The sequence below is a fragment of the Alkalimarinus alittae genome, from assembly GCF_026016465.1.
Classification (GTDB): Bacteria; Pseudomonadota; Gammaproteobacteria; order Pseudomonadales; family Oleiphilaceae; genus Alkalimarinus; species Alkalimarinus alittae.
The window spans coordinates 3,941,122-3,962,213 of record NZ_CP100390.1; the positions used below are offsets into that span (position 1 = coordinate 3,941,122).

Genomic DNA, 21,092 nt, shown 5'->3' on the forward strand with positions numbered 1-21,092 from the left:
CATATCAAAAAATACATTAAATCATTGTTTTTAAAGACGTTATCAAAACATGGCACCCACTATGCTATTACTTAACCTGTAAAATAAAAATAAAAACATAAATAAAACTGCACAAATAAAAATAACAAAGCGGAAACTTAGCAACCCAAATAAAAATAATAATGGACGCTAAGTAGCAAACAGATAGTTTTAAATGCTTAGTTTTTTAGTGGCTATTTAGAGTGAATTGAGTGGTTTTATTCGGTTAACAAGAACTGCAACAGCAGCGAAAACCTTATAATTAAGCCCTTTCTTTACGACTACCACTCTACGCTTTTGAAATTTTTCGTTTGTACAGCTACTCATTATTTAATGAATAGCAAAAAATCTATGGGACAAGGACAGAACAATAAAAATAATTATTTGTCTACTCTTCTCAGCAGGGGAAAGCGCAAGCTTTCCCTGCTAGCTCATTTCAAAGCCTTCCCTAAAACGCCTACACTATTCGCCTTATTGCATTCAAACAGGTAAAATCTGCGCTCCTTATTTATAGAACGGCACTAACAAGTCACTTAAGTCTTTTAGTCGCCCATTAACCGAACAAGATTCAGGAACTTCTCAAGTGGTTTTAAAAAAGGCAAAGCGTCTGTGGGATCGCGTTAAAAATGGCGCAAACCAACTCAGTATCGAGGAGGCTCCACAGTCAGAATTAAACATAATCCCAAGAGATAACCACCCTGTTTCCCGAAAAGATATTAGCTCTCCAGCGCTAAAAGTCCTTTATCGGCTGAATAATGCTGACTATCAAGCATACCTAGTAGGTGGGGGTGTACGAGATCTTTTATTGGGCCTTAGCCCTAAAGATTTTGACATCGCAACAGATGCTCACCCAGAAGAAGTGCACCGTCTATTTAAAAACTCACGCCTAATCGGTCGCCGATTTAAATTAGTCCATGTTTTGTTTGGTCGCGAAGTCATTGAAGTCGCGACATTTAGAGGTCATCACGAAGCCCCTAAACTGAGTGCCAACCAGAGCACCAGCTCAGAAGATGGAATGCTACTCAGAGATAACGTCTACGGCACCATGGAAGAAGACGCTCTAAGACGTGATTTCACTATCAATGCCTTATATTATTGCGTCAAAGACTTCACTATATATGACTACGCAAACGGCCTTGAAGATATTGAAAAGAGACAACTTCGATTAATCGGCGATCCAGCCACTCGGTACAGAGAAGACCCTGTACGAATGCTTCGTGCTGTTCGATTTGCCGTTAAGCTAGACTTCACCATCGCACCTGAAACCGAAGAGCCTATTTTCGAACTAGCATCATTATTGAACAACATTCCAGCGGCTCGCCTTTTTGATGAAGTTCTCAAGCTTATGCTCTCAGGCAAAGCTCTCACTACATTTCAAATGCTTAGGCACTACAACTTATTCGGCCAGCTATTTCCTGGCTCAGAGAAAAGCCTTAAGCAGGGCCCAGAACGTTATTTAAAGTTGGTTGAACAGGCACTGATCAATACCGATTTACGAATCAAGCAGAAAAAGCCCGTCACACCAGCCTTTCTTTATGCCTCACTACTATGGCCAGCATTAGAAGATCAGTGGAGCAAAAACAAAGAAAGTGGTACGCCTCCTTTCCCGGCATTACAACAAGCATCACAGAAAGTGATTACAATGCAGTGCAAATCGACCTCTATCCCTAAACGCTTCAGCCTTAATATGAAGGAAATATGGGAGATGCAAATTAGGCTTCCAAAAAGAAGCGGCAATAAAGCAGCCCAACTAATTGCCCAGCCACGATTTAGAGCGGCTTATGACTTTCTTCTGCTAAGAGAGCAAAGCGGCGAGAATCTTGGCGGTTTAGGTCAGTGGTGGACAGACTATCAAGCATCAGACGAAAATATACAGCGCAAGATGTCCAGCAGCGCAAAAGAGAATGGTCCGCGCCCCAGACGCAGAAAAAAGCGCTATTCCGGCAGTGCCCCTAACTCTTCAACGCACTAAATAACTGAATCACTAGACCCCATTTCTCGGGGTCGAGTCTCGACAGCACGGCAAGGCTTACTCAATAGTGAAAGAATCCATCAGCAACGTATATATTGGTCTTGGCAGCAATCTAGACGAGCCGACTAAACAATTAAAAGTAGCATTAAGCACACTAGCAAAACTCCCTGCAACTGAACTAATCAGCCATTCGTCATTCTATAGCAGCAAGCCCGTAGGGCCTCAAGATCAGCCAGATTTTGTTAATGCTGTTGCACAGTTAAAAACAACGCTGTCACCTGAAGCACTTCTTCAGCAGCTACAGACCATCGAGCGCAACCAAGGCCGCATCAAAAAGCGACACTGGGGTGAACGCACCATCGATCTAGACATACTGATGTTCGGCAACCAGACCATCAACACGCCTGAGCTAACAGTACCTCACAAAGAAATAAGCAATAGAGATTTTGTACTAAAACCAATGCTTGAGCTCGAGCCAACTCTAGCACTCCCGAATGGCACATCTCTCCTCTCTCTTTTGCAATCATGCCCTGACAATCAACTTCATTTATGCTCGGGGCCGTGATAACAGCAAAATGCAGGCAAATTTCCGCTTTTAGAATATTGTATCCGGCCTTCGAACCCGATACCCTTAGCCTAAAGCAGCCCGAGCAGCGGACCCCTTTATTGACGCCTAACGGCGATAAAGACATGTAGGATTTAAAATGCCCACCACAATTCAATCGTTGAAAACCTGCAAAGAAGCAGGCGAAAAGTTCACCTGCCTAACCAGCTACGATGCAACATTTTCTCATATTGTAGGTTCTGCAGGTGTTGAAGTTATCCTTGTGGGTGACTCGTTAGGAATGGTTTTACAAGGTCACGACAGCACCCTACCGGTGACCATGGATCACATGATCTATCATACAGAGGCGGTTAAGCGCGGCAATCAAGGCGCCTTAATTATGGCCGATATGCCTTTCATGTCTTATGCAACACCCGAGCAGGCACTAGAAAACGCAGCGCTATTAATGCAAGCGGGTGCTCACATGGTGAAAATAGAAGGAGGCGACTGGCTGTGTGAAACGATTAGAATGCTGAGCGAGCGCGGAATCCCTGTTTGCGCTCACTTGGGCCTAACACCGCAGTCGGTTAATAAACTGGGCGGCTATAAGGTTCAAGGCCGTGAGTCCTCACAGGCAGACGAAATTATTGCGCACGCCATTGCCCAAGAGCGAGCGGGTGCTGATATTATTCTTCTTGAGTGCGTACCGAGCAGCCTTGCTACTCGCTTAACTAAAAATATTTCAGCCCCGGTAATAGGCATTGGCGCGGGCTCTGGTACAGACGGCCAGGTACTGGTTATTCATGACCTTCTAGGTATCACACCAGGGCGACGTCCTAAGTTTGTCAAAAACTTCATGGAAGAAAGCGGCTCGATCGACGGCGCCATAAAAGCGTATGTCGACGCAGTAAAAAGCGGTGACTTCCCAGCAGATGAACACTCATTTAACTAGCCTGCGGCACTGTTTTGCACGCACGCCAAGCTATAAAGCAGCTAAACAGGCCATCAACCATCATTTGACACCAAAAGCATATGAAGACTGTACATACCATTAAAGAGCTACGCAGCATTGTGGCGCAGCAGCGAAAGAAAGGTCAACGCATCGTTTTTGTGCCCACAATGGGCAACCTACATGAGGGTCATATCTCTCTCGTGACAGAAGGGCTAACGCATGGCGATTTTGTTATCACCAGTATATTTGTAAACCCGATGCAGTTTGGTGCCAACGAAGATCTAGATTCTTACCCAAGAACATTAGAACAAGATCAACAAAAGCTATCTCAAGCGGGTAACCACCTCGTTTTTGCGCCTTCAGCAAAAGAGATTTACCCACAAGGTATGGACAACCAAAGCAAGGTCATAGTGCCTGATATCACCGAGTTTCACTGCGGAGCTAGTCGTCCAGGGCACTTTACCGGCGTATCGACCGTTGTGATGATGCTGTTTAATATGGTGCAACCCGATGTAGCCATATTTGGCCAAAAAGACTTCCAACAACTGGCGGTTATCCGAAAGATGGTAAAAGACTTATTTATGCCGATCCAGATCATCGGCCTCCCTACTGCCAGAGATCCTGACGGCTTAGCAAAAAGCTCTCGCAATGGTTACCTCAGCGAAGAAGAGCGAGCCATAGCGCCAAGGCTAAGTGACATTATCAATCTCACTGGGCAAAAAATTCAAGCCGGCGCACGCGATTTTACAGCACTCAGTCGTGAGGCCGAGTCACTGTTATTAGACAATCAATTTAAGCCTGACTACTTTAATATTGTCGATAGTGAAACACTTAAGCCAGCAGCTCAAACGACTGAATCCATTACTATTCTTGCTGCGGCCTATTTAGGCGATACGCGGCTTATAGATAATATAACGATATAATGGGTGCGTTAGCATTAAACGCTTTTTTACAGCAAGGAAAGAGACATTGAAGCCAACACTCACAGACTTACCCAGCTGGTCAGCCCTAGAAGCTCACGCTAAGCATATTATTCCATTACATATGCGAGATATGTTTGCGAACGACCCAGAACGCTTCAAACGTTTTTTTACCGAAGCGGCAGGCATAAAACTCGATTATTCTAAAAACCGCATTTCAGCAGAAACAAAATCACTGTTAGTGAACTTAGCGCGCGAAGCAAACCTCCCTGAAAAAATAGAAGCCATGTTTCAGGGAAAGGCCATTAACACCACAGAAAAAAGACCTGCACTGCATATTGCTCTCAGAAACCTAGCAAACGACCCTATTGAAGTCGATGGCAAAGATATCATGCCAGATGTACGCGATGCCCTGCAGCAAATGGATCAGTTCGTTTGGCGGATTCATAGCGCCCAGTGGCGTGGCTTTTCCAACAAACCCTTCACTGACATTATTAGTATTGGTATTGGCGGCTCATTTCTTGGCCCTAAACTCGTGTCAGCCTCATTAAAACCTTACTGGAATAACACGTTAAACTGCCACTATGTCGCCAATATTGACGGCAGCCATATTACTGAAGTGCTCAAGCACGTTAACCCAGAAACAACACTGTTTATCATTCAGTCAAAATCGTTTGGCACCCAAGAAACCCTTGAGAACACCAAGGTAGCAAGAAGCTGGTTCTTAAGAAACGGGGGCAACTTAGAAACCATCGCCAAACACTTTGTAGCCGTAACGGCTAATACCCAATCAGCGATTGAGTTTGGCATACAAGAAGAGAATATATTCCCCATGTGGGACTGGGTTGGTGGTCGATATTCATTATGGTCTGCTATCGGGCTCCCCATCGCACTTACCATTGGTATGGACGGCTTTAAAGCACTGCTATCAGGTGCTCATGCGATGGACAACCATTTTAGAACAGCCCCCTTAGAAGAGAACCTACCCGTGATTCAAGGCTTGCTTGGCATTTGGTATGGCAACTTTTTAGGTGCAGACTCCCACGCGATCCTCCCTTACGACCATTATTTAAGAGGGTTACCCGCTCATATCCAACAGCTGGACATGGAAAGTAACGGCAAATCAGTTGACTTAGATGGCGATGAAACAGACTACACGACCGGCCCTATTATTTGGGGGGGGGCGGGAGCCAATGGTCAACATGCTTATCATCAGTTATTGCACCAAGGCACTCGATTATCACCTGCAGATTTCATCATTCCTTTACAAAGCCACAACCCTGTCGCAACCCACCATGCAATTTTATTTGCAAACTGCCTAAGCCAAACTCAAGCGCTTATGCAGGGAAAGACCGAGCAAGAAGCCAAACAAGAGCTTTTAGATAAGGGACTTAGTCACGAAGACGCTAACACGTTAGCGCCTCATAAGGTGATAGCAGGCAACAAGCCTTCTAACACCATTCTGTTTGATAAGGCAACGCCGCGAACCGTAGGAGCACTTATAGCAATGTATGAACATAAGGTTTATGTTCAGGGTGCGATATGGAATATCAATTCATTTGACCAGTGGGGCGTAGAGCTAGGTAAGCAGCTCGGCAATGAGATACTTCATAAATTGCTAGATGAGCCATCAAATAAACAACTCGATGCATCAACAGAAGGCCTTATCGACCTTTATAGCACCTACGGCACGTCAATTTAAGCTTGCACCGAGGCTAGCAACCTCTAAATAGCTGACTTCATAGGTGATACCGTTTCACCTTGCCAGATGAAATCGACAGGTTTCAGCTTCTGAGACCTGTCAAACGCCTGCCATAATTGCGCATACGTCTTAAGTATCTGCGGATGTACTTTATTACCTGCCACTTCAGCTAGCGGCCAAAGCACAAATGCATTCTCTAAAATTTCAGATCTCGGTAAAGACACGCCATCAATATTTCCCACTTGCTCATCGTAAGTCAGAATATCAATATCCAGCGTACGAGAGCAAAATTTAGGCGCATTCTTAACGCGCCCGTTTTCAGACTCAACTCGCTTAAGTAGCAGAGATAGCTCACCGACTGCCAACGCCGTATTAAAGCCCACCACTAAATTCAGAAAACAGTCACCATCAAAACCAACAGACTCACTTTCAAAGACTGAAGATACCTGTAACTCGCCAAAATGATCCTGCAGAGCATCTAGCGCCGCAGTTACGTGCAGTTCGGGCTCTATATTGCTCCCGATGCTTACATAGACTTCAGCCAAGTGAGCGCTCTCCTTTTGGGTAATCGCCACGCGTAATAACCAGACCAACACCTGCCGCTTCAGGCACTGCACCCGGCTTGTTCATTCTGAGCATTAACCCCGAAACAGAAAACTCATCCATTACAATTCGCGCAACTTGTTCTGCCAATGCTTCCAGTAACTGATAAGCGCTCGCTTCAACGAATGATATTATTCGCTGCGAAACCGCGCTGTAGTCCAGAGCGTGAACAAGGTCATCCGTCGACGCGGCAGTGGAAATATCAAAACACATCTCTAAATCTAGCACTAATCGCTGCTTTATGGTTCGTTCCCAGTCATAAACGCCGATGGTCGCATCAATAGCCAACCCCGTTATAAATACTCTATCACTCACTATTACATTCCTACTGAACACAGCCTCAAGCCGAGGATATTAATGAATCTTGCGAAGCGCCTAACCAGCGCATGAATTTAACTCATAACCATTAGCCAATACAGAAATTGCCTATATCTGTATTGGCGTGTATGTTACTAAGTTCTCTTTAATCAGTCCCTATTTAAAACCTATGGATACCGACAGCTTCATTATTACTTGCGTACTTACCCTATTCGCTTATGGCCTCGGTTCCATATCTGGCGCTATTTCTACCTGCCGTTTTTTTTCTCTCACTGACCCCAGAACATCAGGTTCAAAAAACCCTGGAGCAACCAATGTATATCGCATTGGCGGAACGACGCCAGCGGTTATCACACTGATTATCGATAGCGTAAAAGGCGCTATACCAGTCTGTTTTGCCGTCGCTGCGGGGTTACCAGAACTCACTCAAGGCATTATTGCCCTTGCAGCAATAACGGGCCATATGTACCCCATTTACTATCATTTTAAAGGGGGGAAAGGCGTTGCCACCACGCTAGGAGCTGGCCTAGTGCTTTCACCCCTCACCACACTATTCATTACCGCCTGCTGGATAGCCGTAGCTCGAAAAGTCAGAATTTCATCTGTTGCATCACTTACTGCTGCAGTACTAGCACCTCTGACAGCTTACCTGTTAGACCCCTCTTATACACTGGTTTATAGCATTCTCAGTGTCATGATTATCTTTCGGCATAAAGATAATATTTCAGGGTTATTAACACAAAATGAGAAACGGCTTGATAAGCCAGACCTCTAATCAATAGCAGGCAAACTCTCTAAAGGCCACCGAGGTGTCGCTTTTAAAGATCGGTCATCGTGCTGCCCAGCCATTAAACGCTGACAACCTGCAAACGCAATCATAGCGCCATTATCGGTGCAAAATTCTGGCCTAGCGTAAAAAACCTCAGCTTTTTCTTTAGAGACCATCGTCTCTAACGCCTCTCTCAGCGATGTATTGGCACTCACCCCACCCGCTATAACCAATCTTTTCATTTCGGTCTGGCGCAACGCTCTCCGGCACTTAATCGTTAATGTATCGACCACCGCCGACTGAAAAGCAGCGGCAATATCCGCTTTAGTTTGCTCGTCAACAACGCCATTAACCTTATGCTGCTGGGTCGTATTCAACGTAAATGTCTTTAAGCCGCTGAAACTAAAATCAAGACCTGGCCGATCCGTCATCGGACGCGGAAAGCGAAAACGACTTACATCACCAGACTCTGCCAACTTCGCAATTCGAGGACCACCGGGGTAATCTAGCCCTAGCATCTTAGCGGCCTTATCAAACGCCTCTCCCGCAGCATCGTCCACTGAATCCCCTAATAGCTCATAGCGACCAATACCCTCAACTTTAACTAACTGGGTATGTCCACCTGAAACTAACAAAGCGACAAAAGGGAATGCAGGCGGCGATGCTTCGAGCATTGGGGCAAGTAAATGCCCTTCCATGTGGTGTACACCAACTGCGGGAATACCCAACACCAACGCCAGCGATTGACCTACGGCCGCCCCTACCATCAGCGCACCGACCAAGCCCGGCCCTGCAGTGTAAGCAATTGCATTAATGTCAGATTTATCTAATTTAGCGGCAATCAGGACCTCATCAATCAACGGCAGGATTTTACGAATATGGTCTCTTGACGCCAGCTCCGGCACCACACCACCATAATCAGCATGAAGCTCAACCTGGCTGTAAAGTGCATGAGATAACAACCCTTGCTCACTGTCGAACAGCGCAATTCCCGTTTCATCACATGAGGTTTCAATACCCAGTACTATCACTCGCCCTACTCCACCATTAACGTCGCAACACAGCTATTTTGAACAATCGGCCTGTTTCTACTCTCAATTTACAGCCTTTTAATCATGCGCAGGTTACCAGAAAATCAGATCAGGTGCTTTAAATTCAACGCAACTCTTTACAAGTAAGACAGATAAGGTTTAGAATTCGGCCCCCTATAGTTTTTACTTGATTAATAATCAGTCTATTTATAGGAACAAACAGTAAGAACAGATGGATCAAGCACTCATTATAAGTGCAGATCAGAACCAGATTAACCCAAAGATTACAGGTACCTTGAATGCCTTCTGTAAAAGTTAAAGAAAACGAGCCATTTGATATTGCTCTACGTCGTTTTAAGCGTTCTTGCGAAAAAGCAGGTATCCTTTCAGAAGTTCGTCGTCGCGAATTCTATGAAAAGCCAACTTCTGTACGCAAGCGTAAGGCTGCTGCCGCTGTTAAGCGTCACGCCAAAAAAGTTCAGCGCGAAACCAAACGTTTCGAACGTCTTTATTAATCGACTATTGATTAATAGGACAGGTCTATGGCCAGCACAGAGCTAAAATCCAACGTTAAAGACGCCATGAAAGATGCAATGCGTGCAAAAGACAAACCTCGTCTTGGCACCATTAGGTTAATCATGGCAGAAATTAAGCGCATTGAAGTCGATGAACGTACTGAAATCGATGACGAACGCTTATTAACTATTTTAGATAAAATGGTTAAACAACGACGGGATTCAGCCAGACAGTATAGTGATGCTGGTCGGACCGAACTTGCACAAGTTGAGTTAGACGAAATTGTTATTATTCAGGAATTTCTTCCCGAACCATTAAGCAATGAAGAGCTAGACATACTAGTGCAACAAGCTGTCAGCGAAAGCGGCGCAACCACAGTACAAGAAATGGGTAAGGTCATGGCCATACTCAAACCCAAAGTTCAAGGCAGAGCTGATATGGGTAATATAAGCGGAAAAGTTAAAAAAGCCTTCTTATAGGCCTTCTTACCTGCACAACAGCTATACAGCTACTCTAAAAATAACCCCCTCTACTCTCATCACGATAGAAATTTGATCATTGATCAATCTGAGTAGTATATTCTTCGTTGCTCGTTAGATCATTTACTTCTTTAGTTGCTGGAGAACGCCAAACCTAATGGCAGGAATGATACCACAGCCCTTTATCGACGACCTACTAGGCAGAATAAACATTGTCGAGCTGATATCTTCTCGCGTGCGATTAAAGAAAAGTGGTGGCAGCTATAAAGCATGCTGCCCATTTCATGAAGAAAAAACCCCCTCATTTAACGTTATCCCCGACAAACAGTTTTACCATTGCTTTGGTTGTGGCGCCTCAGGCAATGCTATTGTATTTTTAAGAGAATACGAAAACCTGTCGTTTAATGAAGCCGTTGAAGAACTCGCCAGAACAGCAGGCATGGACGTTCCTAGGGACGAGGCGATTCAAAAGCAATATGACGCCAGCCAACTGCTAATAGACGCATTAGAGTTCGCATCCGATTTCTATCAACAACAACTGCAAAAACACCCACTTAAAGAACACGCACAGCAATACCTCAGTAAGCGCGGGTTAAGCAGTGAGATCATTAAAGCCTATAAGCTAGGTTTTGCACCTACTGAAAAAAGTAACCTGGCTCCGCTTAGCTCAAAAGAACGCCTTAAAGCACTAATCGATACAAAAATAGTTTTTAGCGAAGATGGCAGAACCCCGTTTGATTTATTTCGCAACAGAATCATGTTTCCCATCCGAAACACTCGAGGCAAAACCATCGCCTTCGGCGGGCGAACACTGGGAAACGACAAAGCCAAATACATTAATTCGCCTGAATCATCGGTCTTTCATAAAAGCCATGAAATTTACGGTATTTATGAAGTTTATAAAGCCAATCGCACGATAGATAAGCTATTGGTATGCGAAGGGTATATGGATGTTGTCTCGCTCGCTCAGTACGGTGTTACCTATGCCGTTGCTATGCTAGGCACAGCCACCAACCAAGACAACCTAAACGCGCTACTTAGGCACTCCAATCACCTCGTCTTTTGCTTTGACGGCGATACAGCAGGCCTAAACGCTGCGCATAAAGCTATGCATAATTGCCTACCGCTCATTCAAGACGGCGTACAAATTCAATTTCTACTACTTCCTGAAGGCGAAGACCCTGACACCATGATCAGAAAAGAAGGCAAGTCGAGCTTTGAGGCAAGAATCACTCAAGCAAGACCTCTCTCGAGTTTCTTTTTTGACGTACACAGTGAAGGACTAGACCTTGAAATACCGGAACATAAAGGCCTATTAAAAAATCGAGCAGAGCCTGAAATAAACCTAATTGCCTCAGCAACCATTAAAGCCGCAATCAAAGATCAACTATACGCTTTAACACGTCGCAGCTATAAGAACTCAAAGTATTCTAACAACTCAAAGTACCCCTACAACCCTAAGTATTCGAAAAATGATCGCAGCCAATCATCAGATAATACTGGATTTTATAAAAAAATAGTCACTCAGGTTTCAGTGAAACGAAAACCCGATGTCTCTGTCTGCCTTGCGCTTTATTTTTACCCAGACAAAGCGAAAACATTTTGCGAGCACATCGAGAGCAACAAACTAGAAGATCAGTTCCCCATTGCCCTGAACTTCTCACGCTTTATGATTAACTACGCATTAACAACACATAAAGATTTATTAATTTCTATCGCCACCGATAGCGATAATCAAAATTACTTCTATACTCTTTTTGACGAAATTGAGTTTATTCCTTTAGCAGAAGACGCACTACAAGAAGCGCATGACACGCTTCACAAGGTGGCACAAAACAAAAGACGTGACGCACTCCTAGAGAAGTCACACACCCAGCCGCTTAGCAATGAAGAAAAAGAAGAACTCAGAGCGCTCTCCACATGGGGAGAGACAACAATACAGTAATTAACTGCTGACATTCACTTGAATTTTAAAATATCGCCACCATTAATGCCTTCAGTGGCATGGCTTTGCGATTCAAGCTATAATGTCAGTTTGATTTTTGATCAATCACCAAACTGAAAGGGTGTATATGTCAGGCGATTCTCAACAGTCCCGTTTGAAAGAACTAATTGCTCGTGGTAAAGAACAGGGGTACCTGACTTACGCAGAAGTAAACGACCATCTTCCACAAGACATCGCAGATCCAGATCAAGTCGAAGATATCATTCGAATGATTAATGATATGGGCATTAAGGTATGCGAAAGCGCACCTGATGCCGATTCTCTGCTGATGGCTGATGGCGACTCTACCGATGAGGTGGCAGCCGCAGAAGCAGCCGCAGCACTGGCAGCGGTAGAATCTGAAGCAGGGCGAACAACCGACCCTGTGCGCATGTATATGCGTGAAATGGGTACCGTTGAACTTCTGACGCGCGAAGGCGAAATAGTAATAGCCAAACGTATCGAAGAAGGCTTACGAGACGTCATGTCGGCTCTTGCCCTTTTCCCTGGATCAGTATTAAACACTATTGGCACCTACGACACAATTGTCGAAGAAGAAGGCCGTCTAAGTGATATCGTCACAGGATTCCTCGACCCTGACGCTGAAGTAAAGAAAGCGGTTACACCCAAAGCGGTTGAAGAAGCTAAAGTAGAAAGCAAAGACGATGACGAAGAAGATGACGATGATGAAGACGAAGAAGAAGTAGAAAGCGGTCCAGATCCAGAAGAGACAAAGGCACGCTTCACTGATCTTCGCCAGCAGTTTCAAATCGCAGAAGACGCCATTAACAAACATGGTCGCCTAAGCAAAGAAGCGATTAAAGAACTTGATAAACTAGGCGCTATTTTCGCGCCACTAAAACTAGCCCCTAAGCGATTTGACGCATTGGTTAGAAAAGTGCGTGACGTTAATGACGGCATCAGACGCCATGAGCGAAAAATCATGGATATCTGTGCGCGCGAATGCAAAATGCCCAGAAAAGACTTTATTAAGAAGTTTCCGGGCAACGAAAGCAATTTAGAGTGGGCACAAAGTATAGCCGACGCTGGCTTAGCCTATTCAGACGCTATCAGCGCACGAGTTGATGACATTAGCCGATTACAACGCAGAATTAAGCTTCTATCCAATGATGCGGGTATCGATGTTCCTGTAATTAAAGACATCAACCGCAGAATCTCTATTGCTGAAGCCAAAGCGCGTCGAGCGAAAAAAGAGATGGTTGAAGCTAACTTGCGTCTGGTTATTTCTATCGCAAAGAAATATACCAACCGTGGGCTTCAGTTCCTCGATTTGATTCAAGAAGGCAACATCGGCCTGATGAAAGCCGTTGATAAGTTTGAATATCGCCGTGGTTACAAGTTCTCAACCTACGCGACGTGGTGGATCAGACAGGCGATCACTCGCTCTATTGCTGACCAAGCCAGAACCATCCGTATTCCGGTTCATATGATTGAAACCATCAACAAACTGAACCGAATATCTCGTCAAATGCTTCAGGAAATGGGTCGCGAGCCTACTCCAGAAGAATTAGGCGAGCGTATGGAGCTCTCTGAAGATAAGGTGCGCAAAGTATTAAAAATTGCGAAAGAGCCTATCTCAATGGAAACGCCCATCGGTGATGATGAAGATTCACACTTAGGTGACTTTATTGAAGATACGCTAGCCGAATCACCAATAAACTCAGCGACCGGTGCTGGTCTGAAAGAAGCAACAACCTCTGTTCTTTCGGGTTTAACCGCCCGCGAAGCAAAAGTACTACGTATGCGATTTGGCATCGAAATGAATACAGACCACACGCTAGAAGAAGTCGGTAAGCAATTCGACGTCACTAGAGAGCGTATTCGTCAAATCGAAGCTAAAGCTCTACGTAAACTTCGTCACCCAAGCCGCTCCGATCACCTTCGTAGCTTCCTCGACGAATAACTGTTGAAATACAAGGCGTCATCAGTATAATGACGCCTTCTTTTCTACAGTAATATCTTAGAAACTGTTTAAAGTGCCTCCTTAGCTCAGTTGGTTAGAGCACCCGACTCATAATCGGTAGGTCCCCTGTTCAAGTCAGGGAGGAGGCACCATTTAAATCAATAAGTTACAGCCTACCAAGTATCATTCAAAATTATAATATCTAATTTGGTGACCCTAGTGGTGACCCTAAGCCAACGGCTACACCGAACCAAGTCTTCTATAGAATTCTTGCCAATACTCACATAAAACCATCTGACAAACTAACGTAACTGCTTCCTTCAGACCGCTACAAAAGCGCATATCGTTAAAGATGCCCGTACAGCACCGCTTATAAGATGGTATCAGCCCACCTTTTAATTACGTTTATACTAAATCAGGAATCATCACGATCAGTTGCGTTTTTATCTGGAGTAGTACCGATTTTATCGACCTTAACTGTTACGCCATTCTTTGAGGCAATGGTTCCACCATCGGTACGCATAAAGCAGATGAAATCATCGTCTTCAGGATTGTATGGCTCAAAGTCTTGGCTAGTTTCTTTCATGGTGGGGCGTACTCATAATTTGAATAGTCCAATACTCTCATTGGCAGTCACACCACTAGGCAGGTGTCGCAACAACTAGGCATCCATTAGCAGAAGCACTAATCCATCAGCTTTCCATTTCTGCGAGTTGTGGCAGCTATGTTAATTAATTGGTTAGTTGGTGTCTGTAGGATATGTCTTACAGCCTTGTAGGATATTGGCTATAAAGCTCAGTCGTAGGCAATGTATAGTTGTACTGAAATATCAGCGCATCAGCAAGCATGTTGCTGTCATTGAACCGAGCAAGCAAACCATAGGCAATGTATAGCTAGCTGATTGCCGCGCCTCTGCGTACCCGTAGCGCTTACTTGCTAGGGAGAACCTAATACCCGCCCCCTGACCACCTGTTGACGCTCGATTTATAACGGGTGTCCATTTTGGACATCCATACAGCCCTATCTAGTCATTGAGGATTAAACAACAACCACGCCCTGACAACGGCCTTATATAGCGAATTCCCGCGCCTCTGCGCACCCTCAAGTCAAAGTGCTAGGAAGGACCCGCGCATTATATAGTTTTGTGTAGTTGAGATTGACGCGTCACCACGCGTGAAAGTAGCGTGAAAGTGGCGTGCCTTGTCGATACTTAACGATCAAGAAAAGTTTTGAGTTTCGCCAGTGCGTACAAGAAATGGGGGCGACGGTACTGGGCTTTGTAGGCTGTAGGTATTTAGATCCCCCCTCCCTTGTGCTTGGCTGAGTGGTGAAAGTATGAGTTCTCAGTATTGAGCTGTCCTATTACACACCTCATGTTTGAGTGATACTTGATTTGAGTAGCTGACCAAAACTACTGTCCTATTAATCACCCCATAGTTGGGGAGATCTAAAAGGAGTATTTGGTTTTGGATTGATCTATTGATACGTGCCCTCAAATTTGAGGAACATCGAACATTGATAAGGTCGCTCAAGTTTGGGCGCATAGCTTTGATAGTCTAGCGCCCTTAGTGAGAGTTTAAGCCTTTAGTTTGATACGGCTTGTTGAGTAGTCATTAGCGGCCTTTGCCTTGTACCCCTTGCCCCTTTCTTTGGCTAGGTAGGATAGTCTGTAAAAAGCCTTCATATACGCCTTAGAGTCGCCTCTGTTGATTAGGTAATAGCAATGCTTGGGCGTAAATAAGAATAACTCCCAAGCCTCGGCCACCTTCTGACAGATTGAAATAAACTTATCAGGATAGCGCACCTTGTTACCATCCATAAAAAAAGCGAGGTGATAGTGCTGTTGCTTCGCCTTTTCTTTCTCACGAACCCATATAAAACCTAAGCGTTTAAAGTCATAGTGAGCGTATAATTTTTTTCTCACTTTTCTAATAAACTTAGACATGATCTCGTTTTCTGGTCGGTAGCCTTCAATGTGAAGATCCAAACGCACCACTAATACTTTGCTATGGTGCGACATCATGGCATCTAATTGTTGCTTGATGCGTTCGAGTATCTCTAAAAAGCATCCCTGCTTTAAGTTTCCTTGAATACTCATTATTGATGAATCTAATTCAATCTCACTTGCTTTAATGACCTTCTTCAATATCTGTTATAGAGCTTTGGCTAGCATCCTTAGTTCTAGCTAATAACTCTATATAGATAATATGAAATACCGACCTATTAAATAGATGGAAAACAATGTGAAGCCCAAGCCCCCAAAGGGGTACAAGCGCAAAGACTAAATAAAAATAGGGGTACAATCTTAGAGACATTATTCACCCCCATTGTCGTACCCACTGGCAAACTTTATGGCTTGATCAACATCAGCAAGCCAGTAGCGCATAAAGTGTGTTTTACCCCCTCCTTTATGATTATGAGGTTGAAGCTTTCGCCTAAACTTCATATTGCGCTTATTAGTAAGATAACTAACTGTACTGTGGAGACATGTTTCATTATATAGCCGTAAAGCATCTAACTCATTAAGCCCCTCAGCTTGTTTCTCGATAAAGTGTTTAAGGCATATTATGTACTTAGGAGTTCTTTTCATTTCGCGCCCCCTTCGTTGCCAGAAACAAATACAATAGCCTCGTTAGGCTTAACGTCCTGTTTGATATGCTCGTTTTTTAGGCGCAAAGAAGCACCCCCCCCTAAAAAGGAGGCATTAAATATTTTCATGGTAGCTCCCCTTAATTAAGCCGCTGTACGCGATTCAAGCCATTGACGGATATCTGACTCTTTCCATCCAACCGCATTGGGGGATAGTTGAATTCTTTGCGGGAAAGAACCCGACTGTTCCAACCGCCAGATCGTTGAACGACTTAACGAAGTGCGCTTTTTAACTTCAGGGAATCGAAGGATAAAATCTTGTAAATCATTAGACATGTTTATGTCTCCAATATATTTGGATTTATAAAATGTCCGACTAAGGGAGGGCAGCCTCATCCAAAAGTGGAAGTAGTCTTTTAAGACTAAATCTTGCATTATTTTGCTAGCAAGATTAAGCTGTATTCATCTTAACTGTCAGTTAAGGTTTATTATTTTTATGCGGGTAGCAAAAAATAAATCCTCGTCCATATCATCGGACGTTGCGTATTGGTGTTCAACTACCAGTACAAAAAACGCCTTGATCTGAATGCGCCAACATTCTAATCGGGGCTTTTTTTTGTCTGGCTTTTGGTTTCGCTCAAATAGTCATAGCAATCGGTGACTTGGAGCGGAACCTGTTGAGCAGCAACATCACGAATATATCACAACGTATCAATATTTAAAGAATGAAAAAAATATTTTCACACACACCATATAGTGCTCTTAGCGCCTCCTCCTCCATATATAAAGTGTTTTGAAAGTACGAACTCGGCACAATTTGGCTCAATACCATACTTTTTAACGGTTTTTGCTTGCTTACCCTAGTAGAAATAATGCTCCGCCAGTATAATCCGCCCCACCTTAAACAAACCAAGACATTAAAAGCATATTTTATATTCCAAAATAATCTAAAAAAACCTAACAAAACAGACCTAATTAACAGTATCTGTCATGCTAATTCAGTTATTTAGCTAATTTTGGCAGAAGAATATAAGCGCCCCTAATTCTTACGCCTGCTTTTTAAGAAGTGTGACGTTATCTTTAGGCTCGATAATCAACTTTAAAATATCGTTCCACTGAGCCATAACCGCCCTTTTCTCTTCTAAGTAGTCGTGACGGTCATAGTGCTTGGTTGCAATATCATTTAACGAATGATTATGAATGCGGTCCCTTAACTCCTTCCTGATACCGTGACGCGCCATAATCGTTTTACAGGTTCGCCTTATATCACCCGCCTTAAAACCTACCCCTTTATGATCATCACGATACCGACTAAGCGCCAAAGGGATAGAGTCAGCACGAATAGCACTGTTTTTGCTACTCCCACAAGAACCACCCGCGAACGGGTAAACAGAAGCCCCCGTTATTGGTTTAAGCTCAATCAATACAGCCATAGCTAAATCATTCAATGGCACCACATGAGGGCGCACTTGCGACCCTTTACCCTTACTGTCCAGTATCTCCATTGTTCTTGCTTCTAAGTCGAACCGCTCCCAAGGTGTACTAAGTATCTGCTGTATTCTCTGGCCGCCCACTGCCAAGGCAAAGCGAATAAAAAGTGACATCACTAGACCCACGCCAACCGTTTTTTGAAGGTTGTGCCATAAGTCTTTTATCTCACTTTCTGAAATAACAGTATCGCCTGCTTTTTCGAAATCGGTTTGTCTCGGGATTGGTGCTACAGGGTTAAACGAAATGCTAAAGCGGGTGGCTTCATCTAAATATATGCGGGGGTTGTTCTCTTGCTTCATGCCATGATTGAAGGCAGCTAATAGATAAGACCTTACTCTATTGGTTTGGGTAGTTATTCCATTCTCAATCATGCGAGCCAATACGCCTTTAATTTCCTGTGTGGTTACGTCTTTGGCCTTTTTCATCTTCAACTTTGGATAGGGTTTAAATACTGAACGATCAATGCTCCTTTCCACCTCTCTTGCGCTTGGCTTGCCTGCTGCTCGCATCTGACCAACATACGATTGTACCAACTGCTCAAATGTTCCTAGAGCCTTTTTAATCTCCCTTTGCCTTTTTGCCTCTTCTTGCGCTTGCGCCTGATCATCCAGTACACCCTTAACGTCCTTTACTTCACGATAGACCTTGCTCAACTCCTGAGCCTTGCCTCTAGCCTCAACTAACGATAAGCCCGCCATAGTTTTTGATGATTTGTAATTGCCGACTTTCACAAGCTTACGGCTAGCGCCATCGTTATACTTAAAGTAGAACTCGCCTTTTGGTCCACTGCGAACCTTAAACACAAGAGAACCGCTACCTCGACCACCCAAAGGCTCTGTCACCTGCTTTCCCTTGTTTGAATTATCGGGCTTCAGAAAAGCTTTAAGTTCTTTATCGGTAAACATTGCGTATATTCCCTACTTATTTGGTGACCCTTTCTAGCTGTGAGCGGTGACTGCTGCTAGGATTTGGTGACCCTAGTGGTGACCCTTCAGTGCGAGATACTATGATATACACTGAAACAAGGCGACACAATGAAATATTATTTATACTTTAAATTCAATAGTTTAATTAAAAAATAGGACAATATGATATAAACTGAAACAATATAAAAATGGACTCATAATCGGTAGGTCCCCTGTTCAAGTCAGGGAGGAGGCACCATTCCCCCTCAGCAACATATTCAAAAACGCCTCTACACACCAATAGCTATTTAAGTCCGTTTTTATAAGCTAGACTTACAAGACAATAACCAGTTGAGACTTAACAAGTGAACAGAAAGCAGGCATTTAATCTGGTGCTAGCAGTCATCACTAGCTCTTCAATATTTTTTACTCTGCAAACTAATGCATCAGAGTTATCCTATACGGTTAGCGAAACCGCGCACGCTCTAAACACACCAGATAAGACCAACGTTTCTGTGTGCGGGGTCGATATCGCAAGCCCCCCTTATTTTCTGTTCTCCTCAGCACAAACACCTAAGTCTGGTGAGCATCGAGGCATAACGTACGACTTGATGAAGGAAGTTTCACAGCAATTAAATATCAATATAGAAATATTACGCTTTCCATGGAAGCGCTGCCTTACGATGCTTAAAAAAGGGACTACTGACGGCGTAATAGGGGCATCATTCATCGATAAACGTACTTTGTTTGGGCACTATCCTACAACGCCTACAGGGCTTATAGACCAAAATCGAGTGATGTTTACCAGTGTTTATTGGTTATATACTAACAGCCCATCCATTTTGTGGAATGGCAGGTCACTAACGCTTCCTGATAATGGAATAGCCGCTACTAATTTAGGTTACTCTTCAGTAGGTTTGCTAGAGAAGTTGGGGATAAATGTTCATGAAGAACACCAACCATCAAGACTAGTCACTATGCTGATGAGTAACCGACCGGTCTTGATTGCAGGCTATGAAAATCAGCTTAAGCCATTGATATCAGAAAGCATTAAGAAAAATAAAATCCCAGCAGAAAAAATAAAAAAGCGCCCTACCCCATTAAGCCATGACTATATGTATCTATTGATATCAAAGCCTTTTTACCGATCTCACAAAGGTATGACTGAAAGCATTTGGAATCTGTTTGGCGAGTTTCATAAAAGCGGGCGCTACCAACAGATAGCTGACACTTACCTTAAAAAGTAAAGCGAACCCAACCTACTGTCCTTAGTATTCTATCGAACTTATTTTTTTATCCGTTTGCCGAGCATACTTATTACCGTTTAGCAAAGAGCCAGAAAAATAAAGACAAGCCAATATAACTGCAGCCATTCCTGCCTTGTCTAGCAATGGCAGGTTGAACTGTTCAAACAGTAAGTGACTGATCAGCGGTAGCGATACCATAAACAGTACTACTGATAGAACTTTACGCCTAATACTTACTTTAGGGTCATACTTTTGGTAACGGTCAATATCATAAGGCTGCCAAGGGTCATTTTGAGTAACATCCGCTGGGCGCCACCCTGTAGGCATAAACCAAAGCTTTAGTTTGTCACCCCAACGCTGCGTACTGACAGCATCTTTCCAAAGTCGAGCCCACCAATCTATATGAGCATGCAAAGGGTTCCAACTACGATAAGGTTTACGCACACCAAAAACACAGGGCTCAGATTCTCGCTCATCTGCCCATGTTCCGAACAGTTTATCCCATAGCATGATAACGCCGCCGTAATTCCTATCCACATAGATAGCGTTAACGGCATGATGTACTCGGTGAGCAGACGGCGTATTAAAAATACCTTCTATCAAAGAAACACGGCCAATAGCTCGGGTATGTATCCAGAACTGGAAAAACTTATTCAATAACAGCACCGCTGCAAACACCTCAACCGGACAACCCATAAGCGCCATAGGTAAAAACACTGGGAAGTTTAACGTATCTTGAAGTGCTCCCTGCCTGAGCGCAACGGTGAAGTTATATTCTTCACTTTGATGATGCGGCAGATGACCGCTCCACATAAAGTTCACCGTATGAGATAAACGGTGGCCCCAGTAGTAAAAAAAATCATACACGAAGAAAAAGATAATCCACGTTAAAGCAGCACTCATATCCCATTCAAAGATACCCCAAGCTCGGCTCAAATAATCAAAGAATAAAAACAATCCACCTTTGGTGAACACTTCAAAAATGAGTGTCACAATACCGCACGACAAGTTAGTCAAACTGTCATTTATGCGTAACTTTTCTTTATTTTTCCGCCAGAAAAAAAACGCCTCTAACGCAATAAAAAGCAGGAAAAAGGGAATGGAGAACGCGACGTAATGATCAACCAT

21 protein-coding genes and 1 tRNA gene are annotated in these 21,092 nt (G+C 43.8%); 12 read left to right on the top strand and 10 right to left on the bottom strand.

Annotated elements, in window-relative coordinates; translation table 11 throughout:
* Positions 1 to 601: 601 nt before the first annotated feature.
* The 5 genes from pcnB to pgi all read left to right on the top strand — a co-directional run bounded on the left by pcnB (position 602) and on the right by pgi (position 6,108).
* On the top strand, positions 602 to 1,990 hold the full coding sequence (gene pcnB, locus NKI27_RS17815) for a polynucleotide adenylyltransferase PcnB (protein WP_265047358.1): 1,389 nt from the start codon (positions 602 to 604) through the stop codon (positions 1,988 to 1,990).
* A gap of 67 nt (positions 1,991 to 2,057) precedes the next feature.
* Entirely contained in the window at positions 2,058 to 2,555 is a 498-nt protein-coding gene (gene folK / locus NKI27_RS17820) for a 2-amino-4-hydroxy-6-hydroxymethyldihydropteridine diphosphokinase (protein ID WP_265047359.1), read from the top strand.
* 139 nt (positions 2,556 to 2,694) lie between these two features.
* Positions 2,695 to 3,486, top strand: coding sequence for a 3-methyl-2-oxobutanoate hydroxymethyltransferase (panB, locus tag NKI27_RS17825; RefSeq protein ID WP_265047360.1), 792 nt, complete (start codon positions 2,695 to 2,697; stop codon positions 3,484 to 3,486).
* Between the two features lie 80 nt (positions 3,487 to 3,566).
* Positions 3,567 to 4,409 (top strand): pantoate--beta-alanine ligase, encoded by an 843-nt coding sequence (gene panC / locus NKI27_RS17830; RefSeq protein ID WP_265047361.1) that lies wholly within the window; start codon positions 3,567 to 3,569, stop codon positions 4,407 to 4,409.
* 46 nt (positions 4,410 to 4,455) lie between these two features.
* Positions 4,456 to 6,108, top strand: a complete 1,653-nt coding sequence (pgi, locus tag NKI27_RS17835; RefSeq protein WP_265047362.1) for a glucose-6-phosphate isomerase — start codon at positions 4,456 to 4,458, stop codon at positions 6,106 to 6,108.
* A 23-nt stretch (positions 6,109 to 6,131) separates the two neighbouring features.
* Here pgi and folK (NKI27_RS17840) read toward each other — a convergent pair whose 3' ends face one another.
* Both folK (NKI27_RS17840) and folB read right to left on the bottom strand, forming a co-directional pair.
* The gene (gene folK, locus NKI27_RS17840; protein ID WP_265047363.1) at positions 6,132 to 6,653 is read right to left on the bottom strand and encodes a 2-amino-4-hydroxy-6-hydroxymethyldihydropteridine diphosphokinase; all 522 of its coding nucleotides are present in this window, start codon (positions 6,651 to 6,653) and stop codon (positions 6,132 to 6,134) included.
* Complete coding sequence (gene folB / locus NKI27_RS17845) at positions 6,646 to 7,026, bottom strand: dihydroneopterin aldolase (protein WP_265047364.1); 381 nt, start codon at positions 7,024 to 7,026, stop codon at positions 6,646 to 6,648. The genes folK (NKI27_RS17840) and folB overlap by 8 nt, the downstream gene beginning before the upstream one ends.
* A 172-nt stretch (positions 7,027 to 7,198) precedes the next feature.
* Here folB and plsY point away from each other — a divergent pair, with 172 nt between their 5' ends.
* Positions 7,199 to 7,804, top strand: a complete 606-nt coding sequence (gene plsY, locus NKI27_RS17850) for a glycerol-3-phosphate 1-O-acyltransferase PlsY (RefSeq protein WP_265047365.1) — start codon at positions 7,199 to 7,201, stop codon at positions 7,802 to 7,804.
* On the opposite strand, the gene tsaD is transcribed toward plsY, so the two are convergent.
* Positions 7,801 to 8,829: a tRNA (adenosine(37)-N6)-threonylcarbamoyltransferase complex transferase subunit TsaD gene (tsaD, locus tag NKI27_RS17855; protein WP_265047366.1), complete on the bottom strand. Its 1,029-nt coding sequence runs from the start codon at positions 8,827 to 8,829 to the stop codon at positions 7,801 to 7,803. The genes plsY and tsaD overlap by 4 nt on opposite strands.
* Before the next feature lie 299 nt (positions 8,830 to 9,128).
* Between tsaD and rpsU the strand changes: the two genes are divergently transcribed.
* The 5 genes from rpsU to NKI27_RS17880 all read left to right on the top strand — a co-directional run bounded on the left by rpsU (position 9,129) and on the right by NKI27_RS17880 (position 13,884).
* The gene (gene rpsU, locus NKI27_RS17860; protein ID WP_250656481.1) at positions 9,129 to 9,344 is read left to right on the top strand and encodes a 30S ribosomal protein S21; all 216 of its coding nucleotides are present in this window, start codon (positions 9,129 to 9,131) and stop codon (positions 9,342 to 9,344) included.
* Positions 9,345 to 9,371: 27 nt separating this feature from the next.
* Positions 9,372 to 9,824 (top strand): GatB/YqeY domain-containing protein, encoded by a 453-nt coding sequence (locus tag NKI27_RS17865; protein WP_265047367.1) that lies wholly within the window; start codon positions 9,372 to 9,374, stop codon positions 9,822 to 9,824.
* 157 nt (positions 9,825 to 9,981) lie between these two features.
* Positions 9,982 to 11,769, top strand: a complete 1,788-nt coding sequence (dnaG, locus tag NKI27_RS17870) for a DNA primase (RefSeq protein WP_265047368.1) — start codon at positions 9,982 to 9,984, stop codon at positions 11,767 to 11,769.
* Between the two features lie 127 nt (positions 11,770 to 11,896).
* Positions 11,897 to 13,732, top strand: coding sequence for an RNA polymerase sigma factor RpoD (gene rpoD, locus NKI27_RS17875; protein ID WP_265047369.1), 1,836 nt, complete (start codon positions 11,897 to 11,899; stop codon positions 13,730 to 13,732).
* Between the two features lie 75 nt (positions 13,733 to 13,807).
* Positions 13,808 to 13,884: transfer RNA gene (locus tag NKI27_RS17880), tRNA-Ile, on the top strand.
* A gap of 263 nt (positions 13,885 to 14,147) precedes the next feature.
* On the opposite strand, the gene NKI27_RS17885 is transcribed toward NKI27_RS17880, so the two are convergent.
* From NKI27_RS17885 to NKI27_RS17910, 6 genes are all read right to left on the bottom strand, one after another.
* Positions 14,148 to 14,318: a hypothetical protein gene (locus tag NKI27_RS17885; protein WP_265047370.1), complete on the bottom strand. Its 171-nt coding sequence runs from the start codon at positions 14,316 to 14,318 to the stop codon at positions 14,148 to 14,150.
* A gap of 990 nt (positions 14,319 to 15,308) precedes the next feature.
* On the bottom strand, positions 15,309 to 15,830 hold the full coding sequence (locus NKI27_RS17890; protein ID WP_265047371.1) for an inovirus Gp2 family protein: 522 nt from the start codon (positions 15,828 to 15,830) through the stop codon (positions 15,309 to 15,311).
* A 216-nt stretch (positions 15,831 to 16,046) separates the two neighbouring features.
* Positions 16,047 to 16,322: a hypothetical protein gene (locus NKI27_RS17895; protein WP_265047372.1), complete on the bottom strand. Its 276-nt coding sequence runs from the start codon at positions 16,320 to 16,322 to the stop codon at positions 16,047 to 16,049.
* The gene (locus NKI27_RS17900) at positions 16,319 to 16,450 is read right to left on the bottom strand and encodes a hypothetical protein (protein ID WP_265047373.1); all 132 of its coding nucleotides are present in this window, start codon (positions 16,448 to 16,450) and stop codon (positions 16,319 to 16,321) included. The genes NKI27_RS17895 and NKI27_RS17900 overlap by 4 nt, the downstream gene beginning before the upstream one ends.
* A 15-nt stretch (positions 16,451 to 16,465) precedes the next feature.
* A complete protein-coding gene (locus NKI27_RS17905) occupies positions 16,466 to 16,657 on the bottom strand; it encodes a helix-turn-helix transcriptional regulator (protein ID WP_265047374.1) in 192 nt (63 codons plus the stop codon).
* A 710-nt stretch (positions 16,658 to 17,367) separates the two neighbouring features.
* Entirely contained in the window at positions 17,368 to 18,717 is a 1,350-nt protein-coding gene (locus NKI27_RS17910) for a tyrosine-type recombinase/integrase (protein WP_265047375.1), read from the bottom strand.
* Between the two features lie 365 nt (positions 18,718 to 19,082).
* On the opposite strand from NKI27_RS17910, the gene NKI27_RS17915 reads away from it, so the two are divergent.
* Positions 19,083 to 19,964 (top strand): substrate-binding periplasmic protein, encoded by an 882-nt coding sequence (locus tag NKI27_RS17915; RefSeq protein ID WP_265047376.1) that lies wholly within the window; start codon positions 19,083 to 19,085, stop codon positions 19,962 to 19,964.
* A gap of 21 nt (positions 19,965 to 19,985) precedes the next feature.
* Here NKI27_RS17915 and NKI27_RS17920 read toward each other — a convergent pair whose 3' ends face one another.
* A complete protein-coding gene (locus NKI27_RS17920) occupies positions 19,986 to 21,092 on the bottom strand; it encodes a sterol desaturase family protein (RefSeq protein WP_265047377.1) in 1,107 nt (368 codons plus the stop codon).

Bases quoted from the DNA above. Each gene is read 5' to 3' on its own strand.
- panB (WP_265047360.1), top strand. From the start codon at position 2,695: ATGCCCACCACAATTCAATCGTTGAAAACCTGCAAAGAAGCAGGCGAA.
- panC (WP_265047361.1), top strand. From the start codon at position 3,567: ATGAAGACTGTACATACCATTAAAGAGCTACGCAGCATTGTGGCGCAG.
- plsY (WP_265047365.1), top strand. From the start codon at position 7,199: ATGGATACCGACAGCTTCATTATTACTTGCGTACTTACCCTATTCGCT.
- rpsU (WP_250656481.1), top strand. From the start codon at position 9,129: ATGCCTTCTGTAAAAGTTAAAGAAAACGAGCCATTTGATATTGCTCTA.
- NKI27_RS17865 (WP_265047367.1), top strand. From the start codon at position 9,372: ATGGCCAGCACAGAGCTAAAATCCAACGTTAAAGACGCCATGAAAGAT.
- dnaG (WP_265047368.1), top strand. From the start codon at position 9,982: ATGGCAGGAATGATACCACAGCCCTTTATCGACGACCTACTAGGCAGA.
- rpoD (WP_265047369.1), top strand. From the start codon at position 11,897: ATGTCAGGCGATTCTCAACAGTCCCGTTTGAAAGAACTAATTGCTCGT.
- NKI27_RS17885 (WP_265047370.1), bottom strand. From the start codon at position 14,318: ATGAAAGAAACTAGCCAAGACTTTGAGCCATACAATCCTGAAGACGAT.
- NKI27_RS17890 (WP_265047371.1), bottom strand. From the start codon at position 15,830: ATGAGTATTCAAGGAAACTTAAAGCAGGGATGCTTTTTAGAGATACTC.
- NKI27_RS17895 (WP_265047372.1), bottom strand. From the start codon at position 16,322: ATGAAAAGAACTCCTAAGTACATAATATGCCTTAAACACTTTATCGAG.
- NKI27_RS17900 (WP_265047373.1), bottom strand. From the start codon at position 16,450: ATGAAAATATTTAATGCCTCCTTTTTAGGGGGGGGTGCTTCTTTGCGC.
- NKI27_RS17905 (WP_265047374.1), bottom strand. From the start codon at position 16,657: ATGTCTAATGATTTACAAGATTTTATCCTTCGATTCCCTGAAGTTAAA.
- NKI27_RS17910 (WP_265047375.1), bottom strand. From the start codon at position 18,717: ATGTTTACCGATAAAGAACTTAAAGCTTTTCTGAAGCCCGATAATTCA.
- NKI27_RS17920 (WP_265047377.1), bottom strand. From the start codon at position 21,092: ATGGTTGATCATTACGTCGCGTTCTCCATTCCCTTTTTCCTGCTTTTT.